Genomic DNA, 18,433 nt, shown 5'->3' on the forward strand with positions numbered 1-18,433 from the left:
TGAAGGGCGAGCTCGGCCCGATGGACGGCGACGGCGAGGGCGACGACAACGCCCGCGTCCTGCGCTACATCGCCAAGCTCACCATCAACCCGGCCATCGCCCACGGCCTCGCGCACGAGATCGGCTCCATCGAGGTCGGCAAACTCGCCGACATCGTCCTGTGGCGCCCCCCGTTCTTCGGCGCCAAGCCGCAGCTCGTCCTCAAGTCGGGCTTCCCGGCGTACGGGGTCACCGGCGACCCCAACGCCGCGACCGACTGCTGTGAACCGCTCGTCCTCGGCCCCCTCTTCGGCGCGCACGGCGCGGCGCCCGCCGACCTCTCGGTCGCCTTCGTCAGCGGCGCCGCCGCCGAGTCCGGATCCGCCGGCGTCATGGCCACCCGGCGGCGCCGGGTCGCCGTACGCGGCACGCGCGGCATCGGGCCGAAGGACATGGTCGGCAACGCCCGCCTGGGTGCGGTCGACGTGAACGCCCGGACCGGGCTCGTGACGCTCGACGGCGAGCCCCTGCGCTCCGAGCCGGCCCAGCAGGTCTCCCTGAACCGGCTCTACTTCCTCTAGCCGCTTCCTCCACTCCTCCTCCGCTCCCGTCCTCGCCCCACACCTTCACTCTTGACTGAATTTTCAGTCGAGTGGAAGACTCCACCCACGCAAGAAATGAGACGTCTGATGACCGAATTCCGTATGCCCGCCGAGTGGTCCCAGCACGACGGCTGCCTGATGGCCTGGCCCACCCGCGAGGAGCTGTGGGGCAGCGTGCTCGCCGACGTGAAGGAGGAGTACGCGAACGTCGCCCGCGCCATCGCCGCCTTCGAGCCCGTGACGATGGTCGCCCCGCCCGGCTTCGGCGAGGACGCCCGCGCACGGTGCGGCGACGGCGTCACCGTCATCGAGCTGCCGCTCGACGACTCCTGGTTCCGCGACTCCGCCCCGCTCTTCGTGCTCGACGGCGACGGCAACCGCGCCGGAGTGGACTTCCGCTTCAACGCCTGGGGACGCAAGCACCACCCGTTCGACGCCGACGACCGGATCAGCGGCCTGCTGCTGGAGCACCTCGGTGTCGACCGCATCCCCTCCGGCATGATCCTCGAAGGCGGGGCCATCACCGTCGACGGCGAGGGCACGCTGATCACCACCGAGCAGTGCCTCCTGCACCCCAACCGCAACCCCGGCATGAGCCGCGACCAGATCGAGGCCGAGCTGAAGTCCCGGCTCGGCGTCACCAAGGTCGTCTGGCTCCCGTACGGCGGCCTGCTCGACACCGAGACCGACGGACACGTCGACGGTGTCTGCGCCTTCGCCGCCCCCGGCACGGTCGTCATCTCCCTGCCCGCCGACCCGGACCACCCCGACCACGCCCGGATGCGCGCCAACCGTGCGGTGCTGGAGGCCACCACCGACGCCCGCGGCCGCCGCCTGGAGATCATCGAGGTGCCGCAGACGGCCTTCGCCGACGTGGCCGACGGCGAGATCGAGGTCTCGTACCTCAACTACTACGTCGCCAACGGCGGCGTCGTCGTCCCGGTGGCCGGTGTGCCCCAGGACGAGGAGGCCCTCGCCGTGATCGCCACGGCCTACCCGGGCCGCAAGGTCGTCGGGGTACGGGCGCTCGCCATCGCGTTCGGCGGCGGCGGCGTCCACTGCATCACCCAGCAGATCCCCGCAGTGCGGACCGCCGTCTGACCCGGGAAACCGGCCGCTCCCGGCGGACCGCTCCGGCGGTCCGCCCGCTCCTCCCCCCGCATCCCTCACGGAATAGAGAGCGCGACGATGACCACCACCCCGCCCCGCACCGGCAGACGCTTCCGCGGCCGACGCGGCCGGCTCAGCCCCGTTGCCGCGGCCGCGACCGCCGCCCTGACGTCCGTCTCCCTGCTAGCGGCCTGCTCCGGCCCGCCGAAGGAGAAGGCCGGCGGCGTCACCGACGTCAGGCTGTCGGTCTCCACGCCCGAGGCACGCGGCGAGATCGACTCGTTCACCTGGGCCGTCTACGCCGAACCGCCCACCCTCGACTACACGGTGGCCTTCGACTACCCGCAGAACACCGTCCTGTCCAACGTGTGCGAGAGCCTGATGCGCTGGACCCCCGGCCTCACCACGGAGCCCGGCCTCGCCCAGAAGGCGTCCAACCCGGACCCCACCACCTGGGTCTACGACCTGCGCCCCGGCGTCCGCTTCCACGACGGCAAGGAGATGACCGCCGACGACGTGGTCTTCAGCCTCGGCCGCCAGACGGACCCCGACAACGCCGCCGCCTGGGCCCAGGTGTTCCAGAACGTCGCCTCGATCACCAAGAGCGGCCCGCTGCAGGTCACCGTCAAGCTCAACAAGCCCGACTCGCAGTTCCCCCAGTACATGGCCACCGCCGCCGGAGTGGTCGCCTCCAAGGCCGCCGTCGAGGCGGCCGGCAAGGACTACGGCACCACGGGCGGCCTCGGCTGCACCGGCCCCTTCAAGCTCGGTACCTGGAACAAGGGCCAGTCGATCGAGCTGGAGCGCTTCGACGGCTACTGGGGCACCAAGGCCAAGTCGAAGAAGGCCGTCTTCCGTGTCCTGACCGACCCCTCCGCCCGGACGAACGCCATGCTCAGCGGGGAGGCCGACGGCGGCTACCTGATCCCCACCGAGAGCTACGCCCGCCTGAAGAACAGCGGCACCGGCACCCTCTACTTCGGCGAGGGCCTGAGCACGGTCAACGTCAACGTCACCAACATGCAGGGCCCGCTCGGTGACATCCGCGTCCGCCGGGCGCTGTCCCTGGCGCTGGACCGCTCCGGCTTCGTCAAGGCCGGCCTCGGCGGGGCGGGCACCGTCACCAACTCCCTCACCACCCGCGCCGCCTGGGCCGCCGCCCCCGAGCGCACCCTGAAGACCGCCTTCGACAGCCTGCCGCCCACCGGCCAGGACATCGAAAAGGCCAAGGCACTGGTCAAGGAGGCCGGCGCCACCGGCAAGACCCTGACCGTGGCCACCAGCTCCATCGGCCAGGACGTCTCCCTGCTCGCCACCGCGCTCCAGGCGGCGGGCACGCAGATCGGCCTGGACATCCGGCTGAAGACGATCGCCCCGAACGCCTTCACGGCGCTGTTCACCGACCCCCAGGCGCGCGAGGGCATCGACATGTTCCCGCTCACCTACTACGACTCGATCACCGACCCGCTCGACCTGCTGCAGAACTTCAAGACCGGCGCGTACATGAACTTCGCCGGCTACAGCGACCCCGAGTACGACCGGCTCGTCGAGCAGGCGAGCGCCGTCTACCCGACCGAGCAGCGGATGGAGATCGAGGCGAAGCTCCAGCACCACGCCTCGGAACAGCTGCTGTGGATCCCCGTCGCCGAGTGGCCCACCGCGCTGTTCATGAACAAGCGGATCACCGGCGCCCCCACCACGATCTCGTACATGTACTACCCGTGGGCCGCCGACGTGGGGGCCGCGCAGTGAGTTTCGCCAGATTCGCGCTGCGGCGGGTGGCGGAAATGGCCGCCACCCTCCTCACCGCCTCGTTCGTGGTCTTCGGGGCCCTGTACCTGGCACCGGGCAACCCGGCGAGCTTCCTGCTCGCCGGCCGCTCGGCCTCCCCGGAGGCCCTCGCCTCGATCAACGCCCAGTACCACCTGGACGACCCCTTCCTCGTGCGGTACTTCCGGTGGCTGGGCGACGTACTGCAGGGCGACTTCGGACGGTCGATCACCTACCGCACCGACGTCTCGCGGCTGCTCGCGGACCGTCTGCCCACCACGCTGCTGCTCATCGCGATGTCGCTCGTCGTGGTCGTCGCCGTCGGGCTGTTCCTCGGCCGGGTCGCCGCCGTCCGCGGCGGGGCCACCGACTCCACCATCCTCGTCACCACGACGTTCGCCGTCGGAACCCCGTCCTTCGTCGCGGCGGTCCTGCTCCAGGGCCTCTTCGCCGTCAAGCTCGGCTGGTTCCCCAGCAGCGGTGCCGGGGACGGCGGCCTCGGGGACATGATCCGGCACCTCACGCTGCCCTCGATCGCCCTCGCGCTCTACCTGATCGGCATGCTCGCGAGGGTCACCCGCTCCGCCATGCTCGAAGCGCTCGACAGCGACCACGTCACCGTCGCCCGCAGCCGGGGCGTCCCCGAACGACAGGTCGTCCGGCGCCACGTCTTCCGCAACTCGCTGGGCACCGTACTGACCACCGGCGGCCTCATCGTCTCCACCCTGCTGGTGTGCACCATCCTGGTGGAGACGGCCTTCAGCATCGGCGGCATCGGCCAGCTCCTCGAACTGTCCACCACCACCAAGGACTTCCCGACCGTCCAGGCGATCTCCCTGATCATCGTCGCCCTCTTCATGATCGTGAACCTGATCGTGGACCTGATCCTGCCCCTGGTCGACCCCCGGGTCACCCTCGGATCGAGGAGCACCGCCGTATGACCGCCGTCCTCACCCGCCGGCCCGGCCTCTCCCGGATCCGCGCCGCCGGTTCCCCGCTCCACCTGGCCTGCCTGGTCCTCGTCACCGTCGTCGTGTTCGCCGCCCTGCTCGCACCCTGGCTCGTACCCCACGACCCCAACGCCGTCGACCTCGGCAACGCGCTGGCCGCACCCTCCGCCGCACACCCCTTCGGTGTGGACGCGGCCGGCCGGGACACCCTCTCCCGGCTGCTGCTCGGCGCCCGCACCTCCCTGCTCGGACCGCTCGGCGTCGTCGCCTTCTCCACCGTCGCCGGCATCGCCATCGGCACGGCGGCGGCCTGGCGGGGCGGCTGGATCGACTCGGTGCTCTCCCGCAGCACCGAGCTCGTCTTCGCCTTCCCCGGCATGCTGCTGGCCATCCTGATCATCTCGGTCTACGGAGAGGGGCTGCTCGCCCCGGTCATCGCCCTGGCCGTGGCCTACCTGCCCTACGTCAGCCGCCTCACCCGCTCCCTGGTCCTGGCCGAACGGGCCCGCCCGTACGTCAGCGCCTACCAGGTGCAGGGACACTCGGCGCTGCAGATCTGCCTGCGCCACATCCTGCCCAACATCGCCCCCGTCGTCCTCGCCCAGTCCACCATCAACTTCGGCTACGCCCTGATGGACCTGGCCGGACTGTCCTTCCTCGGACTCGGCGTACCCGCCCTCACCCCGGACTGGGGCCGCATGGTCTTCGACGGACAGACCGCCATCCAGCACGGCTACCCGCTGTCCGCGATCCTGCCCTGCGCCTTCATCGTGCTGACCGTGGTCGCGTTCAACGTGGTCGGGGAACGCTGGGCCGACCGTGTCGCCAGGAGAGACCGATGAAGCTCATGAAACCGGTGCACACCCTCGACATCCAGGGGCTGCGGATCACCCTGCCCGGCAGCGCCCGGCCCGTCCTCGACGGCATCGACCTCACCGTCTCCACCGGCGAGACCGTCGCCCTCGTCGGCGAGTCCGGCTCCGGCAAGAGCCTCACCTCGCGCAGCGCACTGCGGCTGCTGCCGCCCGGCGCCGTCGTCGAGGGGGCCGTCCGGGTCGAAGGCGAGGACGTCCTCACCATGGACGCCGACCGGCTGCGCACGGTACGGGCCTCCGCCGTGGCCATGGTCTTCCAGGACCCGCGCGCCGCCGTCAACCCGCTGCGCCGCATAGGGGACTTCCTCACCGAGAGCGCCACGCTGACCCGGGCGATGAGCCGGGCGGAGGCGACCGCCCGCGCCACCGAACTGCTGCGGGCCGTGGGCCTGGACGCGTCCGTGCTGCGCAAATACCCCGGCCAGGTCTCCGGCGGCATGCTCCAGCGCGTGGTGATCGCGGCGGCCCTCATGGGGGACCCCGCGCTCCTGCTGGCCGACGAGCCCACCACGGCGCTCGACGTCACCTCGCAGGCCGAGGTCATCGCACTGCTGGCCGGGCTCCGCGCACGCTTCGGCACCGGCCTGCTGTTCGTCACCCACGACCTCGACCTGGCGGCGGCCATCAGCGACCGCGTCTACGTCATGTACGCGGGCCGGATCGCCGAGAGCGGGCCCGCGGAGGCCCTCTTCGCGCACCCCCGGCACCCCTACACGGCAGCCCTGCTGGCCTCCACCCCGCGGATGGACGGCCCCCGCGGCCGGCTGGCCGCCATCGACGGCCAGCCGCCGGACCTGCGCCAGGAACTGCACGGCTGTGCCTTCGCCGCCCGCTGCCCGCTGGCCACGGAGGTCTGCGACCAGCAGGTTCCGCTACCGGTGGCCGCCCCGGGCCGGCCGGGACACCTGGCCGCCTGCCACCACAGCGACCGGCTCGAAGGGAGCACCGTCGATGCCCGCTAACGGACTTCCCGACAACGTCCTCGAGGTCACGGGGCTGCGCCGCTCCTACGGAGCCGTGCGCGCCGTGGACGACGTCTCCTTCGCCCTCCCCGAGGGCGGCTCGCTGGGGATCGTGGGGGAGTCGGGCTCCGGCAAGACCACCACCGCGCGGATCATCGTCGGCCTGGAGCGCGCCGACGCGGGCGAGGTCCTGCTCGGCGGTCGCAACCGGACCGCGCGGGGCGGGGGCCGGGGCCGCGCGCAGCGCCTGGCCCGTGCCCGTGAGGTCCAGATGGTCTTCCAGGACCCGTACCTCTCGCTCGATCCGCGCACCAGCGTCGAGGCGGCCCTGCGCGAGACCCTGCGCCTGCACTTCCCGGGCCGCGACCACACCCGGCGGATACGGGAGTTGCTCGACCAGGTGGGTCTCGGCACCCGGGCCGCCGACGCGCTGCCGCGCCGGCTGTCCGGCGGCCAGCGCCAGCGCGTCGCCATTGCACGGGCCCTGGCCGTCGAGCCGTCCGTCCTCGTCCTGGACGAGGCGGTCGCCGCGCTCGACGTCTCCGTTCAGGCGCAGATCCTCAACCTGCTCGCGGACATCAGGGAGCAGACCGGGATCGGGTACCTCTTCATCACCCACGACCTGGGCGTCGTGCGCTGCGTCACCGACGAGATCGTCGTGATGCGGCACGGCCGGATCGTCGAGGCGGGCGCCACGGCCGAGGTGCTCGCCGCGCCCCGGCATCCGTACACACGGCTGCTGCTGGAGTCGGTGCCCCGCCCGGGGTGGGACCCGGAGGCGATCGCCGCGGCCCGCCGGCTCCTTTAGGGGGCGTCTTGGCGGCGGCCGGTCACGGCCTGGCCCGGGCTCCCGCGGCGAGCGTACCGATCAGGGTCCGCAGGACCGGCTCGGTACCGCCGTCGGTGCCGAGGGAATCCATGGCCGCCAGGCCGTCCACGGCGGCGGCCACGGCCAGTCCCAGCGGGCGCGGGTCGAGGCCCCCGCCGTGCTCGTCGGCAAGCACCTGGAAGAGGGCGACGAAGCAGGCGCGCCAGCGCCGGTACTCGGCCTCCAGGCTCTCCCGGACCCGGGAGTCGTTCAACGCCTGCCAGTGGAGGGCGGAATGGAGGTGGGAGAGCTCGGCGCCCTCGGGCCGGCCGAGGAGAGCGACGACCCGCTCGGCGCGCTCGGCGAACGGTCCGGGGCCGGACACCGCCGTCTCCAGGGGCGTGATCCACTCGGGGCGGATGTCCGCGATGACCGCCAGGACGAGGTCGGTCCGGTCCTGGAAGTGGTAGTGGCACATTCCGTGCGAAACGCCGGACAGCGCCGCGACGTTGCGGGTGGTGAAGCGCTCGCTCAGCTCGCCCGCGAGCAGGGTCCGCGCGGCGGCGATCAGCCGTGCCCGGGTCTGCTCGCCCTTGGTCGAGGCCCGGGGCCGGCCGGCTCGTGCGCCGGTCCGTGCGGGGGGAGCGCTCCGCTCCCCGGAGTCCTTCGCGGTAGCTGCCATGGCGTCACTCTAACCAGCCTTTCGGACGCGACCTGGGGCTTTCCGTGATCCACCGGAATGACCTCGTCCAAACTATTGACCGAGCGCTTGGCCAGTTTTAGCTTTCCGGTCAACCCCGCTGTCCCCGCGGGGAGTTGACTCATCGGAGGACCCCCACATGAACGATCACGCAGCGAACCGGCCCGCAGGCGAGGGCATGGGCAGACGCAGATTCCTGGCAGCGGCGGGGCTCACGGCCGCCGCGGCCGCACTGGCGGCGACCGAAGGGCGGGCCGGCGCCACGGCCGCGCTCCGGCCGACCGCGGCGGGCGCCTTCCGCGTACCGATCGAGGACGTCCGGCACACCCGTACCTGGATGGCCTGGCCGGACTCCACCTCCATCTGGGGCAACACGCTCAGCGGCGTCCAGCAGGACATCGCGCTCATCGCACGCACCATCGCCAAGTACGAGCCGGTCCACATCTGTGCCAACTCCGGCAGCGCGGCCAAGGCCCGCTCGATGTGCGGTTCCACCGTCACCGTCATCAGCACCATCCCCGTCGACGACTGCTGGATGCGCGACACGGGGCCCGTCTTCCGCACCAACGGATCCGGCGGTCTGGACGCCGTCGGCCTGAACTTCAACGGCTGGGGCAAGAAGCAGGCCCACGCCCGGGACAATCTGGTCGCCGGACGGATCGCCTCCTACGTCGGCGTCCCGTTCACGGCCGCGGCCCTGGTCGGCGAGGGCGGTGCGATCGAGCAGGACGGCGCGGGCACCCTGATGGCCACCCGCAGCAGCCTGATCAACAAGAACCGCAACCCCAACAGGACGCAGGCGCAGATCGAGTCCGCGATGCTCGCCGCGTACGGAGCCTCGAAGGTCATCTGGTTCGACGGGGTGAAGGGCCAGGACATCACCGACGACCACGTCGACGCGACCTCGCGCTTCCTCGCCCCGGGCAGGGCCGCCGTCCAGATGCCCCTGGCCTCGGACAACGACGTGTACGCCAAGGACGCGCGCCAGCAGTACCAGATCCTGTCCGCGGCGACCGCCGCCGACGGCACGCGCATGGCGGTCGACCAGATCCAGGGGCCCGACTACAACAGGATCCGCTCCTCCAACCCGGACTTCCTCGCCTCCTACGCCAACTACTACCTGTGCAACGGCGCCGTCATCAGCGCCCACTTCGGCGACACCCGCGCCGACACCGCGGCGAAAGCCACCCTGGCCCGCCTCTACCCGGGCCGCACCATCGAGCAGCTCAACATCGACCGGCTCGGCACGGGCGGCGGCGGCATCCACTGCGTCACCCAGCAGCAGCCCGTGCCGTAACCGACACCCGCACCCCGCACCTGCACCCCGCACCCGCACCCGCACCCCGCACCCGCACCTGCACCGCACAAGGACCACGGGGCCGTTCCGGAGCGATCCGGAGCGGCCCTCCACCGTTTCCGGCGCCGGGACGACCGGGCAGGACGATCGGGGACGACATACCGCCATTCGGGAAAATCCTTGGACCGGGCGAAGGCCGTCGCGGGAGACTTCGGTTCCTGCAAACCTCCCACCTCACGACAGCACAGGGTTGTAATGGGAACGCCTGGATCGACCGAAGGTTCACCGGGCAGGGGCCCGGTACTCCTCGCACTTCGCTACTACGGACGGGAGTTGGCCCGCCTTCGCAGGCTGACCGCACCCGCGATGCTGCTCCCGGCGCTGGGCAACATCGGAATCAACTACATCGCGCCGCTCATCGTCGCCAAGCTAGTCGGCCGGATCGCCGGGGGCGGCAGCACCACCATCGACGCGATGCTGCCGTACGTCCTCGGCTTCGCCGGGGTCCTGCTGCTGGCCGAGGCACTGTGGCGGGTCGGGCTGCACTGCCTCAACCGCCTCGACGCCCGCGGCATCGAGCACCTCTACGTGGTCGGCATGGACGAACTGTTCGCCAAGGACGCCGCGTTCTTCCACGACAACTTCGCCGGCTCGCTGACCAAGCGGGTGCTGAGCTTCGCCTCCCGCTTCGAGGAGTTCGTCGACACCCTGACCTTCTCGGTCATGGGCAGCTTCGTACCGCTGGTGTTCGCCTCCGTGGTGCTCTGGCAGTACGACCCGCTGCTCGTGGCCGGACTCCTGATCATGATCGCCGTGACGGCACTGGGCGTGGCGCCGCTGATCCGGCGCCGCCAGGGACTCGTCGCCCAGCGCGAGGAGGCGATCGCCCGGGTCTCGGGCCACGTCGCCGACAGCCTGATGAACATGGACACCGTCCGGGCGTTCGCCGCCGAGGAACGCGAGGCCGCCGAGCACCGGTCGCGGGTCGCGGAATCGCGCCGGCTCACCCTGCGCTCCTGGGACTACGGCAACCTGCGCATCGACACGGTGGTCGCGCCGATGTCCGTACTGACCAACGCGCTGGGTCTGCTGCTCGCCGTCACGCTCGGCGGGGGAGAGCACGGCGTGGAGGCGGTCATCGTGGCCTTCACCTACTACGCCAGCGCGACGCGGATCATGTTCGAGTTCAACCAGATCTACCGGCGCCTGGAGAGCTCGATGACGGAGGCCGCGCAGTTCACCGAACTGCTGCTGACACCGCCGACCGTGCTCGACCCGGCATCGCCCGAACCGCTGCGGCCCGGGTCCCCGGACGTCCGCTTCGAGCGGGTCACCTTCGCCCACGGCGGCGGCAAACCGCTCTTCGACAGCCTCGACCTCGACGTGCCCAGCGGGACGAAGATCGGCCTCGTCGGCCGGTCCGGCGGCGGGAAGACCACGCTCACCCGGCTGCTGATGCGGATGACGGACATCGAATCCGGCCGGATCCTGGTCGGCGGCCAGGACATCAGCAGACTGCGCCAGGCCGACCTGCGCAGCCTGATCGCCTACGTCCCGCAGGACCCGGCGATGTTCCACCGCACCCTGCGGGACAACATCGCCTTCGCCCGGCCGGACGCCACCGACGCCGAGATCCGGCGCGCGGCCGAGGCGGCGCACGTCACCGAGTTCACCGACGCCCTGCCGGACGGCTTCGACACCATGGTGGGCGAGCGCGGCGTCAAACTGTCCGGCGGACAGCGCCAGCGCGTCGCGCTCGCCCGGGCGATCCTGCGCGACGCGCCGATCCTGCTCCTCGACGAGGCGACCAGCGCCCTGGACTCCGAGAGCGAGATCCTCGTGCAGGAGGCGCTGTGGCGACTCATGGAGGGGCGGACCGCCCTCGTGGTGGCGCACCGGCTGAGCACGGTCGCGAACATGGACCGGCTCGTCGTCCTCAACCGAGGACGCATCGTCGAGCACGGCACGCACCAGGAGTTGCTCGCCTCGGAAGGTGCCTACGCGAAGCTGTGGCAGCACCAGTCGGGGGGTTTCCTCGACGGCCTCGACGGCGCCGCCGCGCGCTCCGGCATCGACTGAGGGCGAGCCGGCCCGGCCGTGCCCCCCCCGCTACCCGGCCAGGGCGCGGCGCAGGGCGGAGACGAGCGCCGCGGTCTGCCGCTGCGACACCTCCGCGGACTGGATCGCCTGCGATCCGTGGAAGGTGCCGGGCCACTGGTGCAGTTCGACCGGTACGCCCGCCTGCAGCAGCCGCAGGGCGTAGTCGATGTCCTCGTCGCGCAGCGGGTCGAACTCGGCGGTGGCGATGTACGCGGGCGGCAGGTCCGAGAGGTCGTCGGCGCGCGCGGGGGCGGCGTACGGTGTGGCCTGCCGGGAGCCCAGGTAGTGCCGCCAGATCACGGATATCTTGTCGCGGTCGTGCCAGGGGGTGTCGGTGAAGTTCCGCTGCGACCAGGTCTCCTGCCGGTCGTCGAGCACCGGCTCGTTCAGCAGCTGGAAGCGGATCGGCGGCCCCTGCCGGTCGCGCGCCCGCAGGGCCACCGCGGCCGCCAGCCCCGCGCCGGCGCTGTGGCCGCCGACGGCGATCCGGGCCGGGTCGACGCCGAGTTCGGCCGCGTGCGCGTGCGCCCAGGTCAGTACGGCGTACACGTCGTCCAGGGCGGCGGGGAAGGGGTGCTCGGGGGCCCGGCGGTAGTCCACCGAGATCACCACCGCGCCGGAGCCGTCGGCGATCCGGGCGGCCCACGGGTGCTCGGTTTCGATGTCACCGAAGACGAATCCGCCGCCGCGCAGCCAGATGACGGCGCCCCGGGCCTGCTGCGGGCGGTAGATCCGCACCGGCACACCGGTACCGGCGGGCACCGTGCGGTCCTCGATCTCCATGCCCGAGGTGTCCGGCACCGGCCTCGAGGAGGCGAGCGCGGCGAAGACCTTGCGCGCGGTGACCGGGTCGGTCGCGTCGGTCTGCGGGAGGAGGGGGACGAATGCTTCGAGTTCGGGATCCATGACGACCATCCTCACGGCCGCCGCCCGGGGGGTCACCCGCCGACCGTCGCGGATCCCGCACCGGTCGCGCGCCGATCGGCGCCCCCGCCCGGACCGGATCACGGGGCGGGCGTGCGGGCCGACCGCTCGCGCTGCTCGTGGCCCAAGACTTCGCCAAAGCCGGGCCGGGCCCCTGGCGGCACCCACCCTTCGGGGTCGAATATGCATAGTTTGTCGTGATATGAGCCTTCATGCTGAAAGCCGCGGCGGCCCCGGGCGCCGCCGCCTGCTCCGGGTGGTCCTGACCGGCACGGTGGCCCTCGGGGCCGGTCTGGTCGCCGGTTCCCCCAGGACGCCGACGGCCACCCTCGCCGGGGGACCCGGACGGGCCCGGCCCGCAACCCCCCGCACCGCGCTGCAGGCACTGGAGGCGGGCAATGCACGCTGGCGCACCCTGCACGAGCGGCACCCCGACGAGACGCGGAGCGTGCGGCAGACGCTCGTCGGCGGCCAGCACCCCTTCGCCGTCGTCCTCGGCTGCGTCGACTCCCGCGTGCCCCCCGAGCTGGTCTTCGACCAGGGCCTCGGTGACCTGCTGACCGTACGGTCGGCGGGCGAGGTCCTGGACGAGGCGGTGCTCGGGAGCATCGCCTACGGGGTCCTCGAACTGGGCATCCCGCTCGTCGTCGTGCTGGGGCACCAGTCGTGCGGGGCGGTCGCCGCGGCCGTCCGGGCCGACGAGGGCGGGGCCCCGCTGCCGGGCCACATGCAGTACCTGGTCGACCAGATCCACCCGGCCATCGACCGCAGGCTGCGCGGGGCCGCACGGATCGACGCGGCGATCACCGCGAACGTGCGGCTCGTACGGAAGAGGCTGGCCGCGGAGCGGGAGCTCGCGGCCAAGGTCGCCGCCGGGGAACTGTCCGTCGTCGGCGCCCGGTACGAGCTCACCAGCCAGCGGGTGCGCCGGATCCACTGACCGACCGACCTGCTGACCGGCCGACCCGCCGTGTCCGGCGGGCCGCGAATCCCAGTTCGTCAGCATCGTGCGACGCGAACCGCACGTCCGGGTGATTGTTCCCCGTCCGGGCGCCTTTGGGCGTTCAAGGCGCCGGGGGGCCGCGAGAGTTGATACATGATCATCGAACCCGTTCCCACGCCCGATCCCGCGCCCGGAACCCCGGACGGGCCCGCCCCGGCCCCCGGCCGCCGCCCCTCCCGCCGCACCGTCATCGCCGGCGCGGCCGCCGTCGCGGGAGCCGGCGCCCTGTCGGTCGCCGCCGCGTCCGCCGGGACCTCGCAGGCCCCCTCCGGCTCCGCGCGCCCGGACTGGGAGACCTGCCTCACCATCGCCCGGGCCATCCTCGTACGGGACGATGACGACGAGCCCCTGGTGCCCCGTTACTCCGACATCCTGCTGAAGAACGGCCTCCCGCGGTCCCGTACCCGCAAGAAGGTGCTGATCGTCGGCGCCGGGCCCGCCGGGCTCACCGCCGCGCACCTGCTGCGCGAGGCCGGACACCAGGTCACCGTGATCGAGGCCAACGGCAACCGCGTGGGCGGCCGGATCAAGACCTTCCGTGCCGGCGGCCACGAGAAGTCCGCGGCCCCCTTCGCCGACCCCAAGCAGTACGCCGAGGCCGGCGCCATGCGGATTCCGGACAGCCACCCGCTGGTCACCGGGCTGATCGACAGCCTCGGCCTGAAGCGCAGGCGCTTCCACCTGGTCGATGTCGACGGGGCAGGCCGCCCCGCCTACCGTACGTGGATCTTCGTCAACGGCATCCGCGTCCGCCGCGCCGACTACGCACGCAGCCCGCAGGCCCTCAACCGGTCCTTCGGAGTCCCGGCGGCGTACGAGGGCCTGCCCGCCGCGCAGATCGTCCGCAATGCCTTCGCCCCCGTGCGCAAGGAGATCGAGGGCAAGAAGGACAAGCAGCTCGTCGAGGGCTGGGCGCGCGTCATCCAGCGCTACGGGCACATGTCGATGTACCGCTATCTGACCGAGGAGGCCAAGCTCGACGAGCGGACGATCGACCTGATCGGAACCGTCGAGAACCTCACCTCCCGACTGCACCTCGCCTTCGTGCACAGCTTCATCGGGGCCTCGCTGATCAGCCCGGACACCGCCTTCTTCGAACTGCCCGGCGGCACCGCCACCCTGGCCGACGCCCTCTACGCCCGCGTCGAGGACCTCGTACGGCTCGACCGCCGTGCCACCCGGATCACCCACGGGGAGGGCGGGGTCAGCATCGAGACCGTCTCCGAGGGCCGCGGCGGCGCCGTGCAGCGCGAGACCTTCACCGGCGACACCGCGATCGTCACCGTGCCCTTCTCGGGGCTGCGCCACATCCCGGTCGCCCCCGCGCTCTCGTACGGCAAGCGGCGCGCGATCACCGAGCTGCACTACGACGCGGCCACCAAGGTGCTGCTGGAATTCAGCCGCCGCTGGTGGGAGTTCGACGAGGCCGACTGGAAGCGCGAGCTGGAGGCCGTACAGCCGGGCCTGTACCGCAAGTACCAGCTCGGGCGGACCCCGGGGGACGGCGCGCTGCTGGGCGCGCACTCCTCCGTGGCCGACCGCGGTATCTCCGGCGCCCAGCGGGCCCACTACGCGGCCTGCCGCGCGGTCACCCGTGACCAGCCCGAGGCGGCCCACGTCATCGGCGGCGGCTCGGCCACCGACAACCCCAACCGCTTCATGTTCCAGCCCTCCTACCCCGTCGAGGGCAGCGCGGGCGGGGTCGTGCTCGCCTCCTACAGCTGGTCGGACGACGCCCTGAAGTGGGACTCCCTGGACGACGAGGAGCGCTACCCGCGCGCCCTCGCCGGGGTTCAGGAGGTGTTCGGGCAGCGGATCGAGGTGTTCTACACCGGCGTGGGACGCACCCAGTCCTGGATGCGCGATCCGTACGCCTACGGCGAGGCCTCCGTGCTGCTGCCCGGCCAGCACACCGAGCTCTTCCCCCACGTCCGCAAGGCCGAAGGGAGCCTGCACTTCGCCGGGTGCCACACCTCCATCAAGCCGGCGTGGATCGAAGGGGCCCTGGAATCCGCGGTACGGACCGCCCTGGAGGTCCACTCGACGCTCTGAGCGAGCGGCGGGTGCCCTCAGCTCTCGGCGAGCACGATCAGCCAGTCGTGCTCGCCGAACCGGACCCGCTGCCGCTTGTCCGGATTGAGGTGGACTCCGTACGCGGGGCCCGTGGCGGCCTGAGCCCGCAGCCGGTAGCCGACGGCGCATTCGCGGCGGCGGCGCGCCGACTCGACGAGGGTGGCGAACGCCACCTCGCGATCGGTGCGCACGTAGTCCGCGACGGGCTTGAGGTGGAGCTCGCTCCCCTCCGCCTCGAACAACTCCTCGAAGACGTCCGCGAGGTAGCGGCTCTCCGAGATCTGGGTCATGAGAAGACTGATCAGCCGGCCGCTGACGATGAAGTCGGCGCCCTCCCGGGCGGGGGCGAGCAGCCGGTTGCCGTCGTCGGACATCTCGGTGGTGAGCGACAGCTCCCGCCGCGCCGCCTCCCCGATCGCCCGCAGGTGCAGGAGCGTGACCAGCGTGCGGTCGTCCGTCTCCGTCCCGGTCTCCGGAGCGAGGGCGAGGTCGATCGCGCGGGCGGGCGGTGAGCCGGCCCCGGAGACGGCCTCGTGGTCGGTCTCGCCGATGACGATCACACTGTCGTACGAGGGCACGTCCAGCTTGGCCAGCAGCGCGGGATCGGTGATGTCCCCGCTGCGGAAGGCCACTTCGAGACGGCTGTGCGCCCCCGCGGCGCCGGAGGCGGCGCGCATCACCCTTTCGTCGCCGAGCGATACGACGTCCAGGATGGTTCCCGGGCTCACGAACCGGTCGAGCTGCTCCAGCATGAGCGGGGCGCGGCGGTTCCAGCCGAGGAGCAGCAGCCGTTCGGCCGCGGGCGTCCGGGGGCGGGCGGTGACGATCGCGTCCTCCTCGACCCACGGGGACGCGTCCGCCGGTACGGCCGTGTCGTCGTCCCGGGAGATGAGGATGATCCGGTCGTCCGCGCCGACCGCCGTACCGGGGTCCGGGTTGAGCGCGACGCCGCCCGCGGCGTGCAGCAGACCGACCACCGAGGACGTGGTGAAGGCCAGCAGGGCCTCGCCGAAGGTGCGTCCGGCGAGACCGCGGACGGGCGCGGTGTAGAACTCGTCGCCCGCGAAGTCGAGCAGTTCCTGGTAGACGAGCGACAGGCCGGGCTGGCGGGCGGTCTGGACGAGGAGCCGGGCGACGATGTCGTCGACGCACAGCACGTGCCCGCCGGGCCCGGCGGCCAGCCGGGCCGTGACGTGGTTGCGGGTGTCGCGGACGGCGGCCACCACCACCGCCCCGCCGGGCTCGGGCACCGCCGCGTTGAGGGCCAGCAGTGTCTTCACCACGTGGGCGTCGCCGGTGTCCCCCTCGGGGGGCAGTACGAGGACGGCCTTCGCGGTCCGCGGACTCACCCGGGCCAGCTCGGAGGGGTCGGTGGTGCGGCCGTTGCGGCAGATGATCCTCGTCGTGCCGGTGTCGGGGACGGAGGTGGAGATCTCGTCCTCCATCTCCACCTTGTCCTTCGGGGCGAGGACGGCGATGGCAGACCTGCGCTGGTTCTCGCCCGCGGCCACCAGCTCCCCGACCACCGGGAAGATCTGGTCGGACCACCCCAGCAGGACGGTGTGCCCGGATTCCAGCACGGTGGAGTGGCCGCGGCGCAGCAGCATGATGCGCCGGTTGATGCCGGTGGTGATCAGACTGACCAGTGTGGACACGAACAGCAGGGCGGTCAGGGCGAGGGCCACCGAGGCCAGTACGTAGAGCGGGGACCCGACCGCACCCCCGATCTTGAGCGTCTGTCCGACGCTGATCCATACGGCGGTGAGCCGGCCGGAGAGGGTGGCCGGGGCGTTCCGGTCGGCCCAGACCAGCACCGTGCTCGCCGGGACCACGACGGCGAGGCAGGCCAGCGCGAACCAGCCGATGAGCGCGGTGGTCCCGCCCGCGATCAGATGGTCGAACCGGTAGCGAAGACGCAGCCGTAAGGACGTCGTGTGCCGCTGCGCCATGAGAACTCCCTCGCCTTCCGCGCTGCTAACCCGTGGGCGCCCGCCCGGTTACGGGTGAACCGCCCCCGGAACGCGGCCGGTCAGGAGTCCAGGGCCGCGATGACCTCGTCCGTGCTGCTGACCTTGCCGATGCGCGGGAAGATCTTGCTGAAGGTGTGGGCGTGCGACTCGGCGTCCCGGTCGGCCGTGGCGTCCTCCGGGAAGACGAGGTCGTAGCTGAGCTCCCACGCCGTACGGGCGGTGGACTCGACGCCGACACTGGTGGAGATGCCGGCCAGCACGATGCGGTGGATGCCGCGGCGGCGCAGCTGGAGGTCGAGCTCCGTACCGGTGAAGGCGCCCCAGTGGCGCTTGGTGACGACCACGTCCCCGAGGGCGGCGAGCTCGGCGGGGATCTCGGAGAAGGCGGCGGGCGGTGCGGCGGCCGGGCCCGGGCGGTCCACGTTCGCGGTGGGCAGGTCGGCGCCGTCGGGGGACCATGCCACCTTGACCAGGACCACGGGCAGCCGGTGGGCGCGGAACGCCTCGGCGAGTGCGATGCCCTTCCCCAGGATCTCGGCGGTCGGCTTCGCGGCGGGCAGGCCGAGGATGCCCGTCTGGAGGTCGATGAGGACCAGGGCGGTGTCCTCGCCGAGGGTGAGGCGGCTCGGTTCGGTGGTCATGGGTTCTCTCCTCGGGAGACGGATGGGGGAGTGAAGGCCGACGGGTCGACGCCCGCATAGAATGGGAACGTGAGTACGAATACGGAGGAATCCCGGCCCGCCCCGACGCCCGCGCTGACCGGGGCCGAGCTGCTGCGCTGGTACTGGACGCTGGCCGAACTGAGCGCGCTCGCACGGGAGATGGGCCTTCCGGCCGGTGGCGGGAAGGCCGCCGTGACCGCGCGGCTCGCCGCCGCGCTCGACGGACTTCCCGCACCCGCCGCCGCGGCGACCCCCGCACCGCGCCGTGCCGGACGCCAGCTGACCGCCCCCGTCACCGGAGCGACCGTGATCCCGCCGGGCCAGCGCTGCAGCCAGGTGCTGCGCGCGTACTTCGTCAGCGAGATCGGACCCGGGTTCCACTTCGACGCCTTCATGCGCGACTACGTCGCCCGGCACGCGGGGCACACCCTCGCCGAGGCCGTCGCCCACTGGCACGCCACCCGCGCGCAGGCGGCCGAACCCCAGGAGGTGGGTGCGCAGTTCGAGTTCAACCGGTTCCTGCGCGCCTGGCACGCCCGGCACCCGGACGGCGCCCGCTCCGAGGCCCTGGCCGCCTGGCAGGCGCACCGGGCCCGCCCCCGCGACTGAGTACGATCCTCCGCATGATCGTCCACGCTACGCCCCGGG

Annotated in this window: 16 protein-coding genes; 12 read left to right on the forward strand and 4 right to left on the reverse strand. The window is 72.2% G+C overall.

Annotated features, from left to right (window positions below; genetic code table 11):
* The 7 genes from ACWGE1_RS24820 to ACWGE1_RS24850 all read left to right on the forward strand — a co-directional run.
* On the forward strand, positions 1–560 hold a 560-nt coding region (locus ACWGE1_RS24820), incomplete at its 5' end, for an amidohydrolase family protein (RefSeq protein WP_453422688.1).
* Positions 561–668: 108 nt separating this feature from the next.
* On the forward strand, positions 669–1,682 hold the full coding sequence (locus ACWGE1_RS24825) for an agmatine deiminase family protein (protein WP_453422689.1): 1,014 nt from the start codon (positions 669–671) through the stop codon (positions 1,680–1,682).
* An 87-nt stretch (positions 1,683–1,769) separates the two neighbouring features.
* Positions 1,770–3,443, forward strand: coding sequence for an ABC transporter substrate-binding protein (locus ACWGE1_RS24830; RefSeq protein WP_453422690.1), 1,674 nt, complete (start codon positions 1,770–1,772; stop codon positions 3,441–3,443).
* Entirely contained in the window at positions 3,440–4,402 is a 963-nt protein-coding gene (locus tag ACWGE1_RS24835) for an ABC transporter permease (protein ID WP_453422691.1), read from the forward strand. The genes ACWGE1_RS24830 and ACWGE1_RS24835 overlap by 4 nt, the downstream gene beginning before the upstream one ends.
* Positions 4,399–5,253, forward strand: a complete 855-nt coding sequence (locus tag ACWGE1_RS24840; protein ID WP_453422692.1) for an ABC transporter permease — start codon at positions 4,399–4,401, stop codon at positions 5,251–5,253. The genes ACWGE1_RS24835 and ACWGE1_RS24840 overlap by 4 nt, the downstream gene beginning before the upstream one ends.
* The gene (locus ACWGE1_RS24845) at positions 5,250–6,248 is read left to right on the forward strand and encodes an ABC transporter ATP-binding protein (protein ID WP_453422693.1); all 999 of its coding nucleotides are present in this window, start codon (positions 5,250–5,252) and stop codon (positions 6,246–6,248) included. The genes ACWGE1_RS24840 and ACWGE1_RS24845 overlap by 4 nt, the downstream gene beginning before the upstream one ends.
* Entirely contained in the window at positions 6,238–7,056 is an 819-nt protein-coding gene (locus ACWGE1_RS24850; protein ID WP_453422694.1) for an ABC transporter ATP-binding protein, read from the forward strand. The genes ACWGE1_RS24845 and ACWGE1_RS24850 overlap by 11 nt, the downstream gene beginning before the upstream one ends.
* Before the next feature lie 22 nt (positions 7,057–7,078).
* Here the strand turns inward: ACWGE1_RS24850 and ACWGE1_RS24855 are convergent, their stop codons facing one another.
* A complete protein-coding gene (locus tag ACWGE1_RS24855; RefSeq protein ID WP_453422695.1) occupies positions 7,079–7,738 on the reverse strand; it encodes a TetR/AcrR family transcriptional regulator in 660 nt (219 codons plus the stop codon).
* A gap of 157 nt (positions 7,739–7,895) precedes the next feature.
* Between ACWGE1_RS24855 and ACWGE1_RS24860 the strand changes: the two genes are divergently transcribed.
* Together ACWGE1_RS24860 and ACWGE1_RS24865 are read left to right on the forward strand one after the other, a co-directional pair.
* Complete coding sequence (locus ACWGE1_RS24860; protein WP_453422696.1) at positions 7,896–9,053, forward strand: agmatine deiminase family protein; 1,158 nt, start codon at positions 7,896–7,898, stop codon at positions 9,051–9,053.
* Between the two features lie 255 nt (positions 9,054–9,308).
* Positions 9,309–11,132: an ABC transporter ATP-binding protein gene (locus ACWGE1_RS24865; protein ID WP_453422697.1), complete on the forward strand. Its 1,824-nt coding sequence runs from the start codon at positions 9,309–9,311 to the stop codon at positions 11,130–11,132.
* Positions 11,133–11,162: 30 nt separating this feature from the next.
* Here the strand turns inward: ACWGE1_RS24865 and ACWGE1_RS24870 are convergent, their stop codons facing one another.
* Positions 11,163–12,059 (reverse strand): alpha/beta hydrolase, encoded by an 897-nt coding sequence (locus tag ACWGE1_RS24870; protein ID WP_453422698.1) that lies wholly within the window; start codon positions 12,057–12,059, stop codon positions 11,163–11,165.
* A 220-nt stretch (positions 12,060–12,279) separates the two neighbouring features.
* Here ACWGE1_RS24870 and ACWGE1_RS24875 point away from each other — a divergent pair, with 220 nt between their 5' ends.
* Both ACWGE1_RS24875 and ACWGE1_RS24880 read left to right on the forward strand, forming a co-directional pair.
* Complete coding sequence (locus tag ACWGE1_RS24875; RefSeq protein ID WP_453422699.1) at positions 12,280–13,017, forward strand: carbonic anhydrase; 738 nt, start codon at positions 12,280–12,282, stop codon at positions 13,015–13,017.
* Positions 13,018–13,173: 156 nt separating this feature from the next.
* Positions 13,174–15,132, forward strand: coding sequence for a flavin monoamine oxidase family protein (locus ACWGE1_RS24880; RefSeq protein WP_453422700.1), 1,959 nt, complete (start codon positions 13,174–13,176; stop codon positions 15,130–15,132).
* Between the two features lie 17 nt (positions 15,133–15,149).
* Here the strand turns inward: ACWGE1_RS24880 and ACWGE1_RS24885 are convergent, their stop codons facing one another.
* Both ACWGE1_RS24885 and ACWGE1_RS24890 read right to left on the reverse strand, forming a co-directional pair.
* Positions 15,150–17,102 (reverse strand): CASTOR/POLLUX-related putative ion channel, encoded by a 1,953-nt coding sequence (locus tag ACWGE1_RS24885; protein ID WP_453422701.1) that lies wholly within the window; start codon positions 17,100–17,102, stop codon positions 15,150–15,152.
* Positions 17,103–17,182: 80 nt separating this feature from the next.
* Complete coding sequence (locus ACWGE1_RS24890) at positions 17,183–17,764, reverse strand: hydrolase (RefSeq protein WP_453422702.1); 582 nt, start codon at positions 17,762–17,764, stop codon at positions 17,183–17,185.
* 69 nt (positions 17,765–17,833) lie between these two features.
* On the opposite strand from ACWGE1_RS24890, the gene ACWGE1_RS24895 reads away from it, so the two are divergent.
* Complete coding sequence (locus tag ACWGE1_RS24895) at positions 17,834–18,394, forward strand: DUF6434 domain-containing protein (RefSeq protein WP_453422703.1); 561 nt, start codon at positions 17,834–17,836, stop codon at positions 18,392–18,394.
* Positions 18,395–18,433 lie beyond the last annotated feature (39 nt).

This window comes from Streptomyces sp. NPDC054932 (assembly GCF_053610205.1).

Coding starts and splice junctions, on each gene's coding strand:
- ACWGE1_RS24825 (WP_453422689.1), top strand. CDS start 669: ATGACCGAATTCCGTATGCCCGCCGAGTGGTCCCAGCACGACGGCTGC.
- ACWGE1_RS24830 (WP_453422690.1), top strand. CDS start 1,770: ATGACCACCACCCCGCCCCGCACCGGCAGACGCTTCCGCGGCCGACGC.
- ACWGE1_RS24840 (WP_453422692.1), top strand. CDS start 4,399: ATGACCGCCGTCCTCACCCGCCGGCCCGGCCTCTCCCGGATCCGCGCC.
- ACWGE1_RS24845 (WP_453422693.1), top strand. CDS start 5,250: ATGAAGCTCATGAAACCGGTGCACACCCTCGACATCCAGGGGCTGCGG.
- ACWGE1_RS24850 (WP_453422694.1), top strand. CDS start 6,238: ATGCCCGCTAACGGACTTCCCGACAACGTCCTCGAGGTCACGGGGCTG.
- ACWGE1_RS24855 (WP_453422695.1), bottom strand. CDS start 7,738: ATGGCAGCTACCGCGAAGGACTCCGGGGAGCGGAGCGCTCCCCCCGCA.
- ACWGE1_RS24860 (WP_453422696.1), top strand. CDS start 7,896: ATGAACGATCACGCAGCGAACCGGCCCGCAGGCGAGGGCATGGGCAGA.
- ACWGE1_RS24865 (WP_453422697.1), top strand. CDS start 9,309: ATGGGAACGCCTGGATCGACCGAAGGTTCACCGGGCAGGGGCCCGGTA.
- ACWGE1_RS24870 (WP_453422698.1), bottom strand. CDS start 12,059: ATGGATCCCGAACTCGAAGCATTCGTCCCCCTCCTCCCGCAGACCGAC.
- ACWGE1_RS24875 (WP_453422699.1), top strand. CDS start 12,280: ATGAGCCTTCATGCTGAAAGCCGCGGCGGCCCCGGGCGCCGCCGCCTG.
- ACWGE1_RS24880 (WP_453422700.1), top strand. CDS start 13,174: ATGATCATCGAACCCGTTCCCACGCCCGATCCCGCGCCCGGAACCCCG.
- ACWGE1_RS24885 (WP_453422701.1), bottom strand. CDS start 17,102: ATGGCGCAGCGGCACACGACGTCCTTACGGCTGCGTCTTCGCTACCGG.
- ACWGE1_RS24890 (WP_453422702.1), bottom strand. CDS start 17,764: ATGACCACCGAACCGAGCCGCCTCACCCTCGGCGAGGACACCGCCCTG.